The 18236-nt window shown below is 45.6% G+C and carries 20 protein-coding genes; 11 read left to right on the forward strand and 9 right to left on the reverse strand.

The genetic code is table 11. The features are described 5' to 3' along the window. The 3 genes from FC96_RS08955 to FC96_RS08965 all read right to left on the reverse strand — a co-directional run. On the reverse strand, positions 1–759 hold a 759-nt coding region (locus FC96_RS08955; protein ID WP_056942747.1), incomplete at its 3' end, for a glycosyltransferase family 2 protein. Positions 760–783: 24 nt separating this feature from the next. Beyond that, positions 784–3042 carry a glycosyltransferase family 39 protein gene (locus FC96_RS08960; protein ID WP_056942748.1) on the reverse strand — a complete coding sequence of 753 codons (2259 nt, stop codon included), beginning with the start codon at positions 3040–3042 and terminating at the stop codon, positions 784–786. After that, positions 3032–3442 (reverse strand): GtrA family protein, encoded by a 411-nt coding sequence (locus FC96_RS08965; protein ID WP_056942749.1) that lies wholly within the window; start codon positions 3440–3442, stop codon positions 3032–3034. The genes FC96_RS08960 and FC96_RS08965 overlap by 11 nt, the downstream gene beginning before the upstream one ends. A gap of 158 nt (positions 3443–3600) precedes the next feature. Here FC96_RS08965 and FC96_RS08970 point away from each other — a divergent pair, with 158 nt between their 5' ends. The 5 genes from FC96_RS08970 (at position 3601) to FC96_RS08990 (ending at position 8634) form a co-directional block, all read left to right on the forward strand. Next, positions 3601–4293, forward strand: coding sequence for a response regulator transcription factor (locus tag FC96_RS08970; protein ID WP_056942750.1), 693 nt, complete (start codon positions 3601–3603; stop codon positions 4291–4293). Positions 4294–4361: 68 nt separating this feature from the next. Further along, positions 4362–5603 carry a sensor histidine kinase gene (locus FC96_RS08975; protein WP_056942811.1) on the forward strand — a complete coding sequence of 414 codons (1242 nt, stop codon included), beginning with the start codon at positions 4362–4364 and terminating at the stop codon, positions 5601–5603. A gap of 12 nt (positions 5604–5615) precedes the next feature. Then, positions 5616–6296, forward strand: coding sequence for a matrixin family metalloprotease (locus FC96_RS08980; RefSeq protein ID WP_156403205.1), 681 nt, complete (start codon positions 5616–5618; stop codon positions 6294–6296). Between the two features lie 6 nt (positions 6297–6302). Continuing rightward, on the forward strand, positions 6303–7034 hold the full coding sequence (locus FC96_RS08985; protein ID WP_056942751.1) for a potassium channel family protein: 732 nt from the start codon (positions 6303–6305) through the stop codon (positions 7032–7034). 178 nt (positions 7035–7212) lie between these two features. Next, a complete protein-coding gene (locus tag FC96_RS08990) occupies positions 7213–8634 on the forward strand; it encodes an MFS transporter (RefSeq protein ID WP_235804748.1) in 1422 nt (473 codons plus the stop codon). A 62-nt stretch (positions 8635–8696) separates the two neighbouring features. Here the strand turns inward: FC96_RS08990 and FC96_RS08995 are convergent, their stop codons facing one another. Then, the gene (locus tag FC96_RS08995; protein WP_056942753.1) at positions 8697–9095 is read right to left on the reverse strand and encodes an aggregation-promoting factor C-terminal-like domain-containing protein; all 399 of its coding nucleotides are present in this window, start codon (positions 9093–9095) and stop codon (positions 8697–8699) included. 86 nt (positions 9096–9181) lie between these two features. Continuing rightward, complete coding sequence (locus FC96_RS09000) at positions 9182–9691, reverse strand: DUF1440 domain-containing protein (RefSeq protein WP_056942754.1); 510 nt, start codon at positions 9689–9691, stop codon at positions 9182–9184. Positions 9692–9969: 278 nt separating this feature from the next. On the opposite strand from FC96_RS09000, the gene FC96_RS09005 reads away from it, so the two are divergent. Next, the gene (locus FC96_RS09005; protein ID WP_056942755.1) at positions 9970–12339 is read left to right on the forward strand and encodes a metallophosphoesterase family protein; all 2370 of its coding nucleotides are present in this window, start codon (positions 9970–9972) and stop codon (positions 12337–12339) included. A 42-nt stretch (positions 12340–12381) separates the two neighbouring features. Here the strand turns inward: FC96_RS09005 and FC96_RS09010 are convergent, their stop codons facing one another. The 3 genes from FC96_RS09010 to FC96_RS09020 all read right to left on the reverse strand — a co-directional run bounded on the left by FC96_RS09010 (position 12382) and on the right by FC96_RS09020 (position 14093). Continuing rightward, positions 12382–13218 (reverse strand): hypothetical protein, encoded by an 837-nt coding sequence (locus tag FC96_RS09010; RefSeq protein WP_056942756.1) that lies wholly within the window; start codon positions 13216–13218, stop codon positions 12382–12384. A 148-nt stretch (positions 13219–13366) separates the two neighbouring features. Continuing rightward, positions 13367–13768, reverse strand: a complete 402-nt coding sequence (locus FC96_RS09015) for an ImmA/IrrE family metallo-endopeptidase (RefSeq protein ID WP_054660023.1) — start codon at positions 13766–13768, stop codon at positions 13367–13369. Continuing rightward, the gene (locus FC96_RS09020) at positions 13761–14093 is read right to left on the reverse strand and encodes a helix-turn-helix domain-containing protein (RefSeq protein WP_056942757.1); all 333 of its coding nucleotides are present in this window, start codon (positions 14091–14093) and stop codon (positions 13761–13763) included. The genes FC96_RS09015 and FC96_RS09020 overlap by 8 nt, the downstream gene beginning before the upstream one ends. Positions 14094–14342: 249 nt before the next feature. Between FC96_RS09020 and FC96_RS09025 the strand changes: the two genes are divergently transcribed. The 5 genes from FC96_RS09025 (at position 14343) to FC96_RS09045 (ending at position 17249) form a co-directional block, all read left to right on the forward strand. After that, positions 14343–14549: a helix-turn-helix domain-containing protein gene (locus tag FC96_RS09025; protein WP_056942758.1), complete on the forward strand. Its 207-nt coding sequence runs from the start codon at positions 14343–14345 to the stop codon at positions 14547–14549. Between the two features lie 230 nt (positions 14550–14779). Continuing rightward, complete coding sequence (locus FC96_RS09030; RefSeq protein ID WP_056942759.1) at positions 14780–15199, forward strand: hypothetical protein; 420 nt, start codon at positions 14780–14782, stop codon at positions 15197–15199. A gap of 524 nt (positions 15200–15723) precedes the next feature. After that, complete coding sequence (locus FC96_RS09035) at positions 15724–16134, forward strand: phage holin, LLH family (protein ID WP_056942760.1); 411 nt, start codon at positions 15724–15726, stop codon at positions 16132–16134. Next, positions 16127–16963 carry a GH25 family lysozyme gene (locus tag FC96_RS09040; protein WP_054660032.1) on the forward strand — a complete coding sequence of 279 codons (837 nt, stop codon included), beginning with the start codon at positions 16127–16129 and terminating at the stop codon, positions 16961–16963. The genes FC96_RS09035 and FC96_RS09040 overlap by 8 nt, the downstream gene beginning before the upstream one ends. A gap of 1 nt (position 16964) precedes the next feature. Next, the gene (locus FC96_RS09045) at positions 16965–17249 is read left to right on the forward strand and encodes a hypothetical protein (RefSeq protein WP_054660034.1); all 285 of its coding nucleotides are present in this window, start codon (positions 16965–16967) and stop codon (positions 17247–17249) included. Positions 17250–17317: 68 nt separating this feature from the next. Here the strand turns inward: FC96_RS09045 and FC96_RS09050 are convergent, their stop codons facing one another. Beyond that, on the reverse strand, positions 17318–18148 hold the full coding sequence (locus tag FC96_RS09050) for a hypothetical protein (RefSeq protein ID WP_056942761.1): 831 nt from the start codon (positions 18146–18148) through the stop codon (positions 17318–17320). Positions 18149–18236: the final 88 nt, after the last annotated feature.

Consider the following 18236-nt stretch of genomic DNA (forward strand, 5'->3'; position numbering starts at 1 on the left):
CAGGCTGACGAGGCCGTAGCCAAAGCCAATCGCGATGGCGAGACCACCTAACCAATTGGTGAGCTTGAGCGGCAGGTCGGAAAACGAGGTCAGGCCGTCCGTGGCGAGGCGCAACATTTTTTTCAGCGGGTACTTGGTCACGCCGGCGTTGCGTTCTTGCCGTTCGTAACTCACGTCGGTCTGTTTGAAGCCGACCCAGCTGACCATTCCGCGAACAAAGGGTTCAGTCTCGTCCATCGTTTTGAGTTCGGCAATCACCTTCTTGTCCATTAGGCGGAAGTCGCCGGTGTCGACAGGCATGTCAACGCTGGTCATGGCGTGAAGGATGCGGTAGAACGCCTTAGCCGTCACTTTTTTGAACCAACTTTCGCCGTCACGGGACAGGCGCTTACCATACACGACATCGTAGCCGTCATGCCACTTATCGATCATTTCGGGAATCACAGCTGGCGGGTCTTGTAGATCGGCATCCATCACGACGACGGCATCGCCGGTCGCGTAACGAATGCCGGCCGTAATCGCTAACTGATGACCGAAATTTCGGGAAAATTGAACGAGGCGAATATTGTCGTAGTTTTCTTGTGCTTGTTGAATCAATTGGGCGCTGGTATCTTGAGAGCCGTCGTCGACGAAAATCAGTTCGTAGCGGGGAAGTTGATTCGTAATAAAGTTTTCTAAAACGTCAATTGTGTCCAAGATACCGGCTTCTTCATTAAAGACGGGCAGGACGATCGAGATGTTATCCGTGATTTTGTTCATGAGAATTCCTCCTTACCGGTGGATTTAATCAAAGATGGTGCTGAGGTCGTACAGGGTACCAGAACTGTTTGGACCGCCCATACCGCCACCTGGTTGAGCGGCTGACTGACCAGTTGTCGACTTCTTAGTTGTCGAAGCTGGTGCCTTGCCGTTTCCGGTTGGCTTCTTGCCCGGCTTCATCGTTGGCTTTTTGCCTTGATGACCACTCGTTGGTGGGGTTGTCGTGCCAGTTGATGGTTGCTTATTAGTCGTCGAAGTGGCCGTTGTTGACTGGTACTCGCTACTCTTCACTTTAGTGGCGTGTTTCTTAATCCAACTAACGATGGCGTTATTAGTCGAGCCACCAGATTTACCACCGTCGTAGTAGTACTTCAGTTGGCCGGTCTTCACGAGTTTCTTGAATTGTTTCAGCGTCATTGCCGGGTCAGTACCGTTGAACCCACCCATTGCCATGACGGCCTTACCCGTTTTAATGATGTAAGGTGCGGCCGTGCTAGAATCAGCGGTTGCGAACAGGTACTTGGCGTTGCCTTGATGCTTGACGACGTAGTTCAACAGTTTAGTGTTGATCTGGTCGCCCATTCCACCAGCCATGCCGCCCCCGCCATTACTGGTTAGGAGATCAGGTCCGGCCGTTGGAATTTGCGCGGATTCGGCTGCGATGGTTGGGGTCAATGACCACCAGCCGGGGGCAACCATGATGCCTAATAGCCCAAGGGAAATGAGCGGTAGGGTTGCCCGTCGGTTTCGAATGAAGATGAGTGCGAGACTGACGACGATCCCAAGACCGAGAATCAGCCAAGTTAACCACGGGTAGTAATCGTAGACGTACCAGGCTTGCAGTGCAGCTGTGCTGGTGAGGGCCAGTGGCAGTAGGTAGAAGCGCCAGTTTGCCAGGCCGGTCTCGTGGTAGAGACTCGTTAGGGCCTTAACGCCAATCCCGAAGAGGGCCGCGATGGCTGGTGCCAACATAATCGTGTAGTAGGGGTGGAAGAAGCCGGCAACGCTGAAGAAGCCGTAGACGGGAACTAACCAGCCCGCCCATAACACGAGCTGCTTTTGTTCGTGAGAAAAAGCGTACCACTTCCGCTTGCGGTCACGATAGAAGGTTAAGCCACCGAGTAAGCCGAAGATGGCAAATGGCAGTAGCCAACTAATTTGGGGACCGAGTTCCTGTTGGAAAAGTCGGAATGGACCAGCGGTACCGATATTGAAGGCGCCGCCACCGCCGCCCATACCGCCTTTTTTAGAGCCGGCTTTACCGCCTGGGCCACCAGCTCCCATCCCTTCGGGGGCTTTACCTTTAGTTCCACTTGGTGGGGTGCCCATTTTTGGGGCATTTTTAGAACCAGTCGGTGGGGTGCCCATTTTTTTGGAACCTGTGGCGCCACCAGGTTGACCAGATTTTGAGGACTTGTTATTGCCCATTCCCGGGAAAGCACCGCCCGTTCCGGTTGTTTGGCCTAGGAGTCGTTCAGAGCCGTTGTACCCAAAGGCCAGTTCGAGCACGGAGTTGTGCTCCGACCCGCCTTCGTAGGGGCGGTTGCTGGCACTAGTCAGGTCGACTGATAAGGGCCAAGCAAGGGTGAAGACGACGAGGGCGACCGTTGCGTAAACGGTCTTGAGGATTTTTTTCTTCCAATTCTCCTTGGCCGCAATCCAGTAGAAGAGATACATTGCTGGCAGAACCATGAAAGCCTGTAACATTTTAACGTTAAAAGCGACCCCGATAAGGGCGAACGACCCGACCAGCCACCACGTGCTGTGCCGGTCAATGGCCTTTTCAAGGAAGAGAAAGGCTAGGAGTAAAAAGAAGACCAGGGTTGCGTCCATGTTGTTGGTCCGGGAATCGGCCACAACAATTGGGGTGATGGTCATGGCTAAGGCGGCTAGGTTCCCCGCAAGCCGGCCAAAGTACGGTTTAACAAGGCGATACATTAAGTAAACTGACCCAACCCCGAACAGGACGGATGGGAGCACAATACTCCAGCCATGGAGACCGAAGACCTTGGCACTGATGGCCATGAACCAAAGGGCAACGGGTGGTTTATCCACCGTGATATAACCGGCGGGGTCAAAGCTGGCGAACCAGAAGTTCTTAAAACTCTGGGTCATACTTTCGATAGCGGCCGTGTAAAAGCTGTTGGCGCTACCGGCCTTCCAAATTTGCCAACCATAGAGGAAAAGGGCGAGTAGTAGAATGACGGATAAAATCCAGTCAACGTTGAATCGTCGCTGCGGTTGCTTAAACGAAGAGCTGGGTTCGATTGAATTAGTTGCCATAGTGTCTGGCCTCCTTAAAATGATGATGTTGCGAGAAAACCCAGAATTTGCTAAGCAAAAAATTGAGGGGGATCGTCAACATGAGACTCCCAATTGGAATAAGCCAAGTGGGGAGTTGCCAATTGGTGCTGGCAACGTGGGTGAACCCAACGCTAAGTAACCACGTGAAGCCGTATGTGGCATAGTATTTCCAAGCTACGCTACGAACGGCTTGATGAGCGTTAAAAACCCAGTGGTTGTTGAGCGTCAATCCGACTAGGGATGTCAGACCATAGCCCACCGCCATGGCGACAGTGGGGGTTGTAAGGTGAACCAATAATAAATAGATAACGTAGGTCAGGCCGGTGTTAAGACCGCCAGTTAGACCAAATTTGATGAATTGCTGACCATTTTTGGGCACCGTTTTGCCTCCTTTTATGAGTTGATGACATTAGTCTACTAAGCCCACCCTAAAATAAACTTAAAAGCCAAAATGAGTTAAGAAATGCTAATGCTAGTTGACCTGATGCGAAAAAATCGCTATTTTGAATGAAAGGATAGTTATCTGGAGGACTGCTAATGAACGAATTAAAGGTATTAATTATTGAAGACGACGAAGCGCTGGCTGCCTCGTTAGACCGCTTTTTAAGCGAACTAGCTGAGACAACGGTGAGTCACGACGGCTTTGAAGGCCAGATGCTGGGGCAGGAAGGGATCTATGACTTAGCCGTACTGGACTTAATGCTGCCCCAAATTAATGGGTACGACGTATTAAAATACTGGCGCACTGAGGCTAAGTTAGACATGCCGGTGCTGATTTTAACGGCCAAAGACACCTTAGATGATAAGGTCCACGGATTTCAACTGGGTGCGGATGACTACTTGACCAAGCCGTTTCACAGGCAAGAGTTGCTCATGCGAGTCAAGGCACTCCTCAAGCGATCAGGGCGATTAGGTGTTGACAACCAGTTAACAGTTGGCCAATTTACGGCGAACTTGAATAACCGCACAGTTGCGATTAACAGTCAGACATTAGAGTTAAACGGCAAGGAATATGATCTATTGGTCTACTTCCTGCAAAATCCCGACACCATTATTACTAAGGATCAGATTTTCGATCGGCTGTGGGGGTTCGATTCAGAAACAGCCCTGACGGTGGTCGAAGTTTATATGAGTAATTTACGTAAAAAAATCAAAGCAAAGGCGGACAGTCAGCCAATTAGAACGTTGCGAAACGTGGGTTATATGCTTGAGACGGAGGATAACCAGTGAGCAAAAAGAATCAAAAATCTACGCCAGAAAAGCGGCAGCAATTCCAACTTTTTATCAAAGAGTTGGTGATGTTTGCCATTTTATTTGCGACGTTAGGTGGGGTTGTGTACTTTTTCTTTCACGAATCGGTCTACCATAATATTGATCAGGGATTACAGGGAGAACGCAACCGAATATTAAAAAACACGCCTCAAGATGCCTTTAAACGTGATCCTGGTAGCCGCGGCGTCCAGCCTCCGGAAGCGGCCGGTCCATTTCGGGCGAACACTATTGTGTTTGACGGGAATGGCAAAATCTTAAACGCGGGCTGGCTGGGAACCAGAAACTATAATTTATTGAAAAACTCGACACTAGATAAGACTCAGCTCAATAAGATCCAGGAAGTCGTGTTGTCCTCGGGGACCGTGACCAGCCATTTTAGAACGCTGTTAATCAAGGTTCCAACAACCAATACAAACCCGATGTATCGGGGAAACTACGTCTTGATTTTAGAAAACGTTGACGCCGATCTATTGGCTATCAGTAGTTTTAGAAAGGCTCTTTTAGTCACGTTGGTGTTCTTTTGGATCTTGGCAATCGCGGTGGCCTACTTCCTGTCGCGGTCTAGTATGAAGCCCATCATTCAGTCTTGGCGACGGCAACGTGATTTTAGTGCCAATGCAGCTCATGAATTACGAACGCCACTAACGGTGATCCAAAACCAGTTAGAGTACATGCTGACGAAGCCTAAGGATCAAGTGATGACCCAAATTGACGAAATTTCGACGGCTCTGGGTGAAGTAAAACACTTAAAAACGCTAACAAACCGGCTATTGGTGCTGGCACGGTCGGATTCGGGAACCATCCAAATTAACCGGCAATCTGTCGACCTTGAGCCGTGGTTTGATGGTATTCTCAAACCGTATGCCGAGATCGCCACTAGTCAGCAAAAGGCGTTTAATCCAGTCGTTAAGCTTAGCGGTCAGGGTCGAATTGATACTGATTTTATTCGCCAATTAATGGTGATTTTACTGGATAATGCCATCAAGTACACGCCGCCAACCGGGACGGTGACGGTTCGTGTCACCCGCAGTCATGATAACTTGCACTTAGAAGTGGCGGACACGGGGGCGGGGATTGCTGACGACGACAAAGTTCGCGTCTTTGACCGGTTTTACCGAACGGACCAGTCCCGTAATTCAAAAACGGGGGGCAACGGGTTAGGGCTCGCGATTGCTAAGTGGATCGTGGACCAACACCGTGGCCGCATTACTGTTCGCGATAACCACCCAAAAGGGGCCGTATTTAGTGTGACACTACCGATTAACTAGGGGGAACGGGTGATGAAAAGGTCATGGTTATTATGGCTGACAATGATAATTGTCGTGGTGTTTATTCCACTGAAGGTGGACGGTCAACCAGCGCCCTTGTCGTTTTGGCGCCAGCTTGACGCGTTGACCCCAACGTTGACAGCCCCGACATCAAGCAGTCAATCAACCAATCAGCAACAAACGACCGCTGATGGCAAGCAAATGACACCGACGGAATCCATTGTCTCTGACAAGACTCTGAGTCCGACGTATTATTACACGTTTGCTAGCGGCATGACGGCCAGCGAGCGGAGCGTTTTCCAACGGGCCGTTTCCATTTATAATGCGACCGGAATCGTTAAGTTGATCCCGGGCTCGGCGGGGACGTCAGATAATGCCGTGACTTTTTTCGTGTATAAGAAACACATGGATAAGTCCCAACAAGGCATGATTGAAGCGGGTCATGGGGGCCCCAAGATTATTCAGCGGCTTGGGGTGGGCGCGTATACGGTCAATAAGGCGCGTGCTGGATTAAACGTGTCGTATCCCCAATATGGCGTAAAATTGTCGGTTGCCATTCATGAACTTGGCCACGCTTTAGGACTTGATCACAGCAGTTCTCGACGTTCTGTCATGTATCCAGTTGATCAGGGAGAAACCGCGTTGGCTCAGTCTGATATTCGGGGATTGAAGGCCATTTATCAGGGGGAATAGGCAAGTATGATGAAGCAAAAATGGTTGGTCAGTTATCATGTCCTGATGACGCTGATGATTTTAGCATCAGCTGGTATTGCGGGACTACTGCTGTTCAAGGTCCAAGTGCCACCAGGGGTCCGCGTTGCCAATACAGTGCTGTGGGCGATATACACCATTGATTATGTTGCTCGATTAGCACTAGTTAGCAACCGCAAGACTTTTTTGATTGAAAACGCCCTAGATCTGTTAGGAATTATTCCGATGCATCCGGGGTTTGCGTTATTTCGACTAGGTCGCCTCTTGCGCATTATCCGCATTCATCACCTGTTTTACAAACTGGGGATTGATGGGAAATGGACGCGTAATTTTCACCGGTTTATGTATGATACTGGGTTTATTTACTTATTTTCCATCAGTATCGTGATTATTTGTATCAGCGCCTGGTTGTTCTCAATTGTTGAACGCCAAAGCCTGCCTAGTGCGCTCTGGTGGGCGGTGACAACTGCGACCACGGTCGGTTACGGCGATGATTCGCCCCATACCGCCTGGGGGAAACTAATTGCAACGGCCCTCATGTTCGGCGGAATTGGGTTTATCGGGTTACTGACCAGTACCATTACGGAATTCTTTACAAAACGGGCCGCTCAAACGAAGCCTTCGGATCCGGAAATGACGGCGTTACTTCAGGAGGTACGGGCGCTCTCAAAGCAGGTCACACAGCTTCAGCGTCAGTTGAACCATTCAAAAAAGAAATGAGCGCTCCAAATTGAGTTTAAACTGAAAAAAGCAGTGGGTTTGACGGATTCAGTCAAGCCCACTGCTTTTTTGATGATTCAGCAGATTTTCGGTGGTCAGCAAGTCGTTTTACGAGGGCGATAACGGGTTTGGCGCTATAATCTCTTTGTAGACTGAGGGATATGGAGGTGCGAGTTTGGTGGCTGAAAAAGAGAACCAAAACCGTTGGTGGATTTTAATTTCCATTGGATTATTTGCATTTATGTCAAACTTGGATGCTAGTATTGTGAACATTGCAATGCCGTTGATGGCGAAACAGCTAACAGTCCCAATGAATCAGATTGAATGGGTGGTCTCCATCTATTTAATTATTGTGAGTGCGCTATTATTATTTTTTGGTAAGCTTGGCGACCTGTATGGAAAAATCAAGATTTTTCGGTTTGGCACAATCGTGTTTTTGCTTGGGTCGTTTTTATCGGGGTTACAAGTCAATTTTAGTTTCTTATTAGTTGGCCGGATTATTCAAGGCATCGGGGCCGCTATGACCTTGTCGAATACGTATGGTATTACCACGTCAACGTTTGATTTAAAGGAACGCGGGCGGGCCATGGGGTTCATTGGGACCTTTGTGGCGTTAGGTGCGGTAGCTGGTCCAGGGCTCGGCGGGTTGATTTTAGCGAAATTGAGCTGGGGTTATATTTTTTGGGTGAACCTTCCCATTGGGATTATCGCCGTACTCCTAGGTGTTGCAGTTTTGCCCAAGGCCACACCGGCTGCGAGTGGCAAGATTGACTGGGCCGGATTTGGGAGCTTTGCCCTGTTAATTGTCAGTTTCTTTCTTGCCGTTTTCATCGGCCAGGAAGTGGGCTACTTCAAGCCGGTCCCACTCGGGTTGTACGCCGTTGCAATCGTGATGCTTTGGCTGTTTATTCGAAGCGAAAAGCGGGCGCCGGAGCCCCTAATGCCGTTATCGTTATTTAAAATCAAACCGTTTACTTACGGGGTCGGCGCAGCGGTGCTGATTTTCTTATCGAACTTTTTTACCGTGGTTATCATTCCGTTCTACCTTGAAGATGCGCGGCGGTTAACGGCTAGTCAGGCGGGTCTTCTCTTAGTAATTTTCCCAGTTGTGATGGTTTTTGCTGGGCCGATTGGAGGCTTCATGGCTGATCGGTTTTCACAGGCTAAGGTGGCAACGATTGGATTATTGATTGTGGCGATTGGTCAAGCTGGGTACATTTTTATGACCCTGACGAGTCCGATGTGGGTCTACGTTGCGGTGACCATTGTGATGGCCATTGGGTCCGGATTATTTCAATCGCCGAATAGTGATATTGTGATGTCCGTGGTCCCACGAGATCAGCTGGGAAGTGCAGGCAGTCTCAACGCATTAGCCCGAAATATTGGGATGATTTCTGGCACGGCGCTTTCCACAAGTGCCCTCTTTTTGGCAATGTCGGCACGGGCGGGTTTTCGGGTCACGACCTATCTGCCAAGCCAGCCGCAAACGTTTATTTTTGGGATGCATGTGGCCTTTCTCATTTCTCTGATCATCATTATTTTGGCCTTTGCCCTGTCCTTGTTACAGGGTCGAACCGTTAAGGCGGGTCAGATGCAATAAGGGGCAACTAAAAACAGCTTATCCGGCAATCGGGTAAGCTGTTTTGCGTGTTATTTAAAAATTTAGTACCAGTGGTGCGCTTGCCAGAAGCGCTTGGCGTTCGTCCATGACCCGTAACGGCCGTTCACATACTTGTTGGCGGTTCGTTCTTGATTGACCCGGGAATAATCACCGTGCAAGTAAGCTCGTAACAGCTGGTAACGGCCGTAACATTGACCGTTTGAAACGAAGTAGTAGCCTCGTGATTCGCGGTAGGCAATCCAGTTCTTAGCCGCTTGCTCTTTTTTTGATAGCCCAGCGTTTACTTGGGCAATTTGTTGGTTAATTGATAATTTTTTCGTGGTGGCTGCTTGCGCCACGACGGCTTGATCATTTGGCGAGAAAGCAAGTCCACTTGAGAGACCAAACAAGACTCCCAAAAACATTAAGCCCGTAGCAATCCGTGATTTAAACGTCAACATGAAAAAAATAACCCCTTTACGATAAGTGCTAAGGCTATCATAAAGGGCGAATATTTCATAACTGTTAAAGCGACGTTACGTTGTGGTTAAGCCTTGGTTTTGGCTGCGAGTAGCTGGTCGGCTAACTCGTTGATACTCCACATCCAAATGGCGTGACCAAGAGCTTCTGAAAGGTGCTCTTCAACAGGTTGATCCTTGGCTCGCGGGACGGTGCCAAGAGCGGGTAAGAGACCGTGGTGGAAGACACCGAAAACGGCGAGGCCAAATGGGATGCCGTGCCCTGCCTTGAGGGCTGGAATATGACGAGCTGCTAATTCATAAAAGACGCCAAAACCAGTGGAAAAAGCAAAGTGGACCGCTAAACTTGGCCACAAAATTTTATGGTCAGAATAGGTATAAGTCGAATCGAGAATTTTATTTGGTACCCCTATTTGATGCAGTAGCGTCATTGGCGGATTGACTTTGTCACGATCGGGCGTCCGTGGGGGTAACACGTTTTCCCAACCGAGTTTCACAAACCCGCCAACAATGCCAGCCACTGTTCCCGCCGCAATTGCTGCGGTTTGTGTTGGTAAACGGAATGTTCTTTTTTTCATTGTAGGTCACATCCTTTGCTTAAAGTATAACGGTGTCAGGTAAAGTTTCCTATTAAAAAGGTTTGGAACGATTCAATAGCGGTGAAAAGGTGACCTACGGGTGGCCTTTTTATTTTGCCAAATTTTCAGTCATAAACCATAAATATATTAACTATTTTGAGAGCGAAAAGTGAGCCAAAAGTGAGCGAAGGCCGAGCGGCACAGCAGTGAGTTTTGACTAGACTTAAGTCAGTGATTGGCCAATCGCTAAAATAAAAAATATAGAACGGAGTTTTATTATGACAATTGATACAAATTCTTTAGGGACGGTCACTGGACCGCAAGCTGAAAGTATTGCAGACCAAACACCTGATGGTACGCGGTTAGCGATTAGTGGACAATTTACCTTTACAAGCAATGCTTGGGGGCGCACTAGCACTGATATTAGCCTAACCGGTACGGATCACTGGGTGGCGGGGACCACTTGTGACTATCAAGCTAAAATCAAGACGAGCGATCGTTATTGGTTAGAATATATCGAAACTAGTGGTCAGACTTTGTATGTCCCTTACGCGTTTATTTCACCATGGCGGACAATTGGAACCGATAGTAACGATATTGTACCGGTTTACAATGTGACAACCGATGGTGGTAATACCGGCGGCGATCCGGATTCAAACGAATTAGGGAAGGTTACAGGCCAAGCTGGTGCTGATTTGTCTGGCCAAACCGCAGATGGCACGCGAGTAGCTATGGACGGCACGTTTACTTTTGATGAAAATGCAGCAGGACGTAATGAAACCCTAATGGCTGGAACCAAAAATGGTGATAAGTTTGGGTCTGGCGATCAAGTCGTGTACGTGGCCAAAGTTAAGGCTGACAATCACTATTGGTTAGAGTATCAACATTATGGTCAAGGCACCTTCTACGTCCCATACGCAACAATTAACCCGTTCCGATACTACGGTGAGGATAGTAACGCCGGAGACCCGGTTTATAGTAAAGGGTCAACTGGTGGTAATACGGGGACCACGGAGTCGGGGCGTACACCAGGTGAAATCTCACAAAACTATTCACTAAGCGGTGCTGCGCCAGTATCTTCTTTGAATGGTTATGAGTTTCCTATGAGCGGTTGGGTTGTCATGAAAAATGGCGCGCAAGAACGGACTACACCAGACTTTGCGGGCGGTACAAAAGGCACTAAACATTATGCTGGCACAACTAAATTGTCATATGTTGCTAAGACTAACGGCGTCGATGACCATAAACGTATTTGGGTGAAACTGACGAATGGTAATTACTTGCCAATCGCACAATTGGAATTTTTAAACTACATTAAGCGAAATAATGATTCTGCGATTAGCATGACATTGAAAAATGCGGCTGGTAAAGAGTATGTTCAGGATCAAAACACGGAACAAGTTTATGAAATGGTTTGGCCATACACCAAAACTGTTCATGGTGTTACAAAAGGAGGAGACGGATTTGGCAATATCGTCACTGGTTGGGAATATAACGAAACGCCAGTGCAAGAACCTGTTTCAGAGACTTTTACCCCAAGTACTGATGAACAGGCTCAACTACAGGCTTTACATGACCAAGTCGAATTAGGCAAGCATTCTGATGATGTGATTATTGCCTATATTACAGATACTCACTTTGATAGTTATGCCACACCGGCATCGGCACGAGTACTCCACAGCATGCAGTTAATGAGTTGGTATGCGAAAACTTATCCAGTTGATTTAGTGGTCCACGGTGGTGACGTGAATGATGGGGTGAAGGATAAGAATTTGAGTCGCATTGATGTTGAACAGGCAGTTGATGCGATTAAAACGAGTCACCGGCCGTATATCATCTTACAGGGGAACCATGATGATAATTCCGGTTATGTCAGAGATATGGCCGGGTATCAAGAAAATCAACTGCTGACCAATTCAGAAGCATGGAACCTTCGAAACAGTCCAGTGCTTAAACGAGCTACAGGTACTGACAATCCAAATAATGCGGTATTTGGTACGTATGATATTCCGAATAGCAAGATTACTGTAGTGGTTTTAGATGGTTTTGATCAACCAGATGTGGCTCCCACAGGTAGTGATGGTGGGATGCATTGGAAGAGTTTCCGGCATGGGTACAACCGTTATAGCCCCAAACAGGTTAGTTGGCTGAAGGGCACCTTAAACACGATGCCACGTGATCGGAAAGTGTTGTTTATCAACCATATTGCATTGAATGGGGTACCAATTGGGGTTGAAAATAGTGGGTGGAATATTCTTGGTGCAGACAACAATGATAAATACAAATCTGGTTTATTTGAGTATAACGCCGGGGTAGATAAGAGTGATGTATCGAATAGTCGCGAAATCTACGACACTATCACCACGTTTCAAAGCCAGACAGGTAATGTGATTGGGTATGTATCAGGGCACACCCACGCCGACAATAATGCATACAGCGGCGGCGTGCAATTTATCACCCAAACTGCAGGTATTGCTGATCGTGGTGGTGATCGGGGAACCGATAAATCAATTCCAAGTAGTTCTCTTTATGGAATTGACAACAATGCGTGGACCATTTTACGGATTAGCAAACAAGCTGGCACAGTCGATCAATTTAGATTTGGCTGGCAAAATTCTCAGAGTTTTAAGAGCCACTGGAATTTTTAAGTAACAAAAAAAACGGAGCAGTCGCTCCGCATACATAACTAACTATTTGGTCAATAAAACGAAGTAATGACCAAAGTTTTCATTATTTTTTGGGTAGGCAAATACTCCAATGCGGTAACCGGTATAGTCAACGTCCAATACTTTTTTGTTAATATCGACAGCCATGTTCCTAGCAGCTATGTATCCAATTGACTGATGTACAAAGGATTTAAAATCAATACTAGGATCGACTTGGGAACGATTCATAAAACCGGCCATAATATATTGGTTAAGCGTCGAATCAAGTAATGTTTTAAAAGTACTTGACTGATTTGAAATTGGTCCGGAAACCTGATCATTTGGTATTTGTTCCGCTAATTTCTGCAACTTAGTATCCGGTACTGCTCCCGGAAATAAGCTAATCAACTCTTGATTGAGCTTCTCATCAATTAACTTTGGATCAACCTTGGGTAAGTTATTTAGATCATTGCTTGGCTTGGGTGTAGGTGTCACCGTACCGGTACCAGAGCTTGTGGTTACACGGTTCACAAAATTCCGGTGTACATAGCCATATTTATTGCCCTTAACTAGTTTGTAGTAAATACCAGTTTTATTACCCCGCGTTTTCTTTGGATTGTACATTTTGACACTTTGCACAACAGACCACTGGGTATGGGGGTAATTACGCAAGTTGTGCAGTTTCTTAGTATGATTCCAGTTCCACATGGTAACTGACTGGCCGGGAGTATTGGCAGAATACAAAGGTGGATTAGCACTGTAATCTTTTGTTTTTAGCCAGGTGAAGCCCTTGGCTTGAGCGGTGGTTTGATTCAGAGCCAGGCCACTGCCAATAATAGCTGTGACCACGGCCAAAGTTTTTAATAAACCGATTCGTTTCATTGAGTATCCCTCCTTATTGGAATTGTAGCATAAAGCGCTCAATTTTTAGAATAAATCGAAGTTTTTGCGGTGCGCTGACTTTCTTGAAATGAGTTCGATGTACGACGTAAAGTTCAGCTTTTTGTAACCGTCAAAATTTGAACTTGAGTTACATATATTGATTTCTTAATTCCTTTTTAACCACGTCTTCTAAACTTGCTGGTATCTCAAAGTCCCGCATGAAATTCACGTAGTTCGGGATTTCATCATTCCGCTTATGGTATTCATCTACCAGCAGTGCAACGGCTGCTCTATCAGCAGAACCTTCAATTGACCGAGTACTGTCCGTGTGAAAGTATAAGATACCATCATCTTCGTGAAGAATATGGCTGATTTCGTGAGCCGCAATAAACGGTAGTTGATTGGGTTTATACCAGCTAGTATTGATGACCAGACGCCTTTCTTGAGGGTAGGCTCCTGAAGGTGTATGAATACTTAGAACGTTGGTCAGTTGGCACGAAATATTGTGGTCAAAGGCAAAGTTTAGCATTGCTTCCAGATAATCATTCATCGCGGCCACCTCGCAAAAGTCGTTTCATTAATTCTAAATCTTCTGGCGGAATAGGCCGGCCTTCAAACGTCATGATGAAGTCGTTGTCATCCGCTAAATCGACGTGCGGTTTTTCTGTCTTGGGAGATGGATCGTCGGTTTTACCCAGCAGATAATCCACAGAGACGTTTAACACCTTTGCGACAGCTTGAAGGTTATTAAAACTAGGTTCTTTATTTTTCCAAGAATAAATAGTATTTTTCCCCAAATGGGCGAGGTCATTAACCTTTGTCAGATTATATCCCTTTTTTTTGGAAATTTTTTTAATTCGTTCTAGGACTGTCATATTAAGGATTCCCCTCATTGTTGTTAGAATGAATTTTAGTCTTAGGCTAATAAAACGTTGACTGTTTTGACACTAAGACTTATCATGAGCCTATCAAGTACTTAAGCAACATGACCTGAAGTCTATCAGTTGAGATGTGGATTGATAGAGTGGGTTTGACTTTTGCTTATTTGTCATGCTCTCATATTAGACCTGGTCTAAAAATAAGTCAACAACTTGATTAAAAAATAACAGAAAGAGGGATTTTTAATGTCTGAAGAAAAAATTGCTGTTGCAGTGAAATCAATCACTATTTCTATCAAGAAGGCTTTGATTGAACGAGATATGAAGCAGGTTGAATTGGCGAAGATATTAGGCGTTGCACCACAGGTTCTAAATCGAGCTATCCACGGTGATATGTCACCACAGTCGGTGCGAATTCGCTGCAGAATTAATCAGATTTTGGGTATTGAATAATAGTCCTTGGGGTAGAAAAAATGAGGGTGCATGCATGTTAAGGTTGATTGTGATAAAAACCGGCAGTAGTAATCGGTAATCCATTATTAACCCGAAAACTGAAACCTAGTCTTAAGGGAACATACAGTGAGAGAAGATCATGCTGGATTATCGGTGAGTGAGCAAAATGAGATTGTTGAGGGATTATCTTTGCTGAGTACTCAAAGATAGTTTCAATAAGGAGGCGTACTATGAAAAATGGAGTAGTTAAACACATCGAAGAAATTTTACAGGACTATCCCCGACTACCGGCGTATATCCAAGAGCGTCGAGAGGAACTGTTAACACCTTATTATCCGGGTCGCGATGAGAATGTTGGGGGCGGCAAGATTGAATTTAAGTACGATGAGAGCACCGCAAACCGTGCGATTGATCTTGTGACTGATCGTGAGCTTAAGGGCCTTGAAAAGACCCGGCAAGCAATTGCATATTGCTTGGAGCGGGCTGATGACGAAACGATAGCCGTTATCCACGAATTATATTTTAAAGCACAACCTAAGCCAAGTTTGCAGGCAGTGTCGATGCGATTAAATATTAGTCGTCCGGTGGTTGGTCGTAAACGTCAGTTATTTTTTGAAGCTTTGGGAAAAGAGTTAGGATTTGTGTATTGAGATAACGCGTCGATCCGACTTTATTAGAGCAAAAAGCGAGCAAAATACCCTAAATAAGGGTGTTAGAGTAGTAGCATGGAAGTTCGTTGAGAAGCGAACAATCATATCGATGTGCTGTGGTTAGTCGGTAATTAGGCTTGTTTAAAGCGTAAAAATGCTATTGTCCAGGCGAAGGTTAATCCGGGTTTAATTCCCGGTAATGGCATTGTCAAGTTAGTGGGTATACTCGTCGGCCAAGAATCAATAAACTTTTTTGAACTGAATGGGATCCGGTCCATTCAGTTTTTTAGTGTGTTCATGGTTGCTCCTTTGTGTGGAGAAAATATGGATCCGGTATTTGAGCGCAGAAAATTCAATTCACATGAGATTAACCTGCTTTGCGACATACGGGGAAGGAGGTGAGGTAGACGAAATTAAGTATACACTGACAAAGTTTTGAATTTTATTACCGCCAGTTTGCGCTAACCCAAAACAACACTCAACCGATATGGAATCCAGACTAAACAATAAAGGTGGTCATAAACATGTTTAATGGCACAATTGACTATGCCAGTGGTATTAGTTTTTTACTAATTGTTATTCCAGCAACATATAGGTTACTGCACCCATTGATTCAAGCAAAGATCAACACTGAAAAAAACGCCCAGACAAAACAAGAAATGGCCTTGGCTGATCATTATGCGCAGGTTGCTGAAATGGCGGTAATGGCTAATCTGAGTAAAGCAGATCGTAAAAATGAAGCCGTTCGATTTTTAATGGAAAAAATGTTGCAGCGAGGTTTTGCTGTTTCTGATGGCACCGCCCATGCGACAGTTGAAGCCGCTTACCAGGACTATAAACACCAAATGGGCGGCGATATTCATACAATCCAAACGCCGACACATGTTGCTGCAGACCCTGACGTCAGCGTACCTGGGGGTGATTTAAATGACTAAAGAAGTCGTGGACATTGCCAGCTATCAAGATAGCTCAATTAGTTACTTAAAGACGCTTCGGCAATATGCCGATTCATTAATTGTTAAATTGACAGAAGGTTCTGAGAATGGCAGTGGTTATCTTAATCCAAAAGCAGGTATGCAAGTTGGCAATGGGTTACAAGTATTCCCCGCGGTGGGGGTTTACCATTATTTTAAAGGTAATTCTCAACTATATGGTGACCAGGATCCCGTTAATGAAGCGAAGTGGTTTTTGAAAAATATTGTGGCCTTGGGATTAGATAGGAATACGGTCGTTGTGATTGATGTAGAGGACAGTAGCTTAATGAAAAATGTGACTCATGACATCAATCTCTTTTTGGCGTATCTTGCTGACAAGGGTTATTCTAAGCAACTGGTGTACGCATCGGCCTCATGGTTCAACGAGGGCCGTATCAACCAAGCGGAACTGTACCAACAATCGCCTATTTGGGTAGCTGCGTACAATGACAATGCCCCTGGTGTTGATGCTGCCAGCGCTTGGCAGTATACCAACAATGGTCATGGCTTACACGTGGATTTTAGCTATGACTTCGAAGGCCGATTATCAGGAACGTCTGGTTCGATAAAGCAGTCAGATGAAAGATGGCCAGCGACAACCAGTCAATATGAAGTAATTGCGGCATCCGTTCTAGTTTATCAAGATGCTAAACTAACCCAGCCAACGGGCGAAAAATTGGCGGCTGGTAGCATTGTTACTGCTACTCCGGTGAGTGATGGACTAATGGTTGGACGCAGTTATTACTTAGCAGCGAATCATACTCAAATTAAAGTGAGGGGGGAAAAGTGAGATGACATTTTTAGGATTGACAATTGAGGACTGGGCATCGTTATTTGCAGTTCTGGGAAGTATCGTAACTGTCATATTTTACCTATTTCGAGTTATCGTAGTGAATCCCATTAATTATCGCAATTTAACCCTTCAAGCTAGTATCGGTTCTTTGACCCAAGAGCTTAAAAAGATGCGTGAAGAGGTTGATCAAGTTCATCAAGATATGAACCGACATCTCAGTAATCATGATGTGGCCTTGGCTCGACACGAGGTTGAAATATCGGATTTAAAAGCAGGTAAATAAACCGTTTGTAGGGGTGAAGTGTTCATCAAATAAAAAGACCTTCCAATTTTTGGAAGGCCTTGTACATATTACTTTGGGATGCCCAATACAATTGTGCAATGACTATAATCCATTAAATCGATAAGGTCCTTTGTAACAGTCGGGTAGCGAGATTTTTGAGATAGCGTAAACAACGTTGGATTGTCCATAGCTTCTGAATTACCCGCAATTGTGATTCCAATATAGTATTTGGTCATTGATTGGCGCTTATCGGCAGTGTATCCAAGTGCATTGAGGTGGTTCTCGATATATTTAATGGCTACTGAAGGCGCCATTTTCTGGACTTGTGTCTTTAGACGATTATCATCGAAGGCAATTCTTTGAACGTCTGAAAAGTTTTTAATAAGACTTTCGTGTGTCTCGTAAGCATAGTTAGAAAGGGTTAAGTCAATTGGTGTGTTAGGAAATAGCTGAGCAACCAACTTCGATAATTTGGTTGCCCGACTAGTTTTAAGGTAATTAGCATAAGCAGTGCTACTGTCAAAAAGCGGTGGCAGTTTTTGTAAATTTTTCTTCAAGTAGCCAGACCAAACAGTTCCTTTAAGTTTGGGATTATAAGCTGAGTAAAGCTTGTAATAGACTTCGTTATTGCCCTTTACCTGTCTAACAAAAGCGTTAGATACTAGCCAGATAGTACTAGGGTAGTTCTTTAAATTGTGTAGTCGTTTGGTGTGGCTGCTATTCCAGATATAGGCTTTTTTGCTTTTTGTGATTGAGTAGTAAGGAATAGGGCCAAAGTGTTTACTACCATCGAAAGAGTACGCGCTAGACACTTGGTTGGCCGAAGCAGGTTGAGAAGAGATACCGTTAATAAACAACATTGTTATTAGTAAAAAAGCAATTGCGATTTTTTTAAACATGATTAAATTCCTCCGCTTTGTTTCATTTATACCAATGAAGAGAAGCCCACTAAAATATAAAGTTAGCTATTAAGACGGCTAAAATTCC

Origin of the sequence: Secundilactobacillus kimchicus JCM 15530 (assembly GCF_001433995.1) — a bacterium.
Classification (GTDB): domain Bacteria; phylum Bacillota; class Bacilli; order Lactobacillales; family Lactobacillaceae; genus Secundilactobacillus; species Secundilactobacillus kimchicus.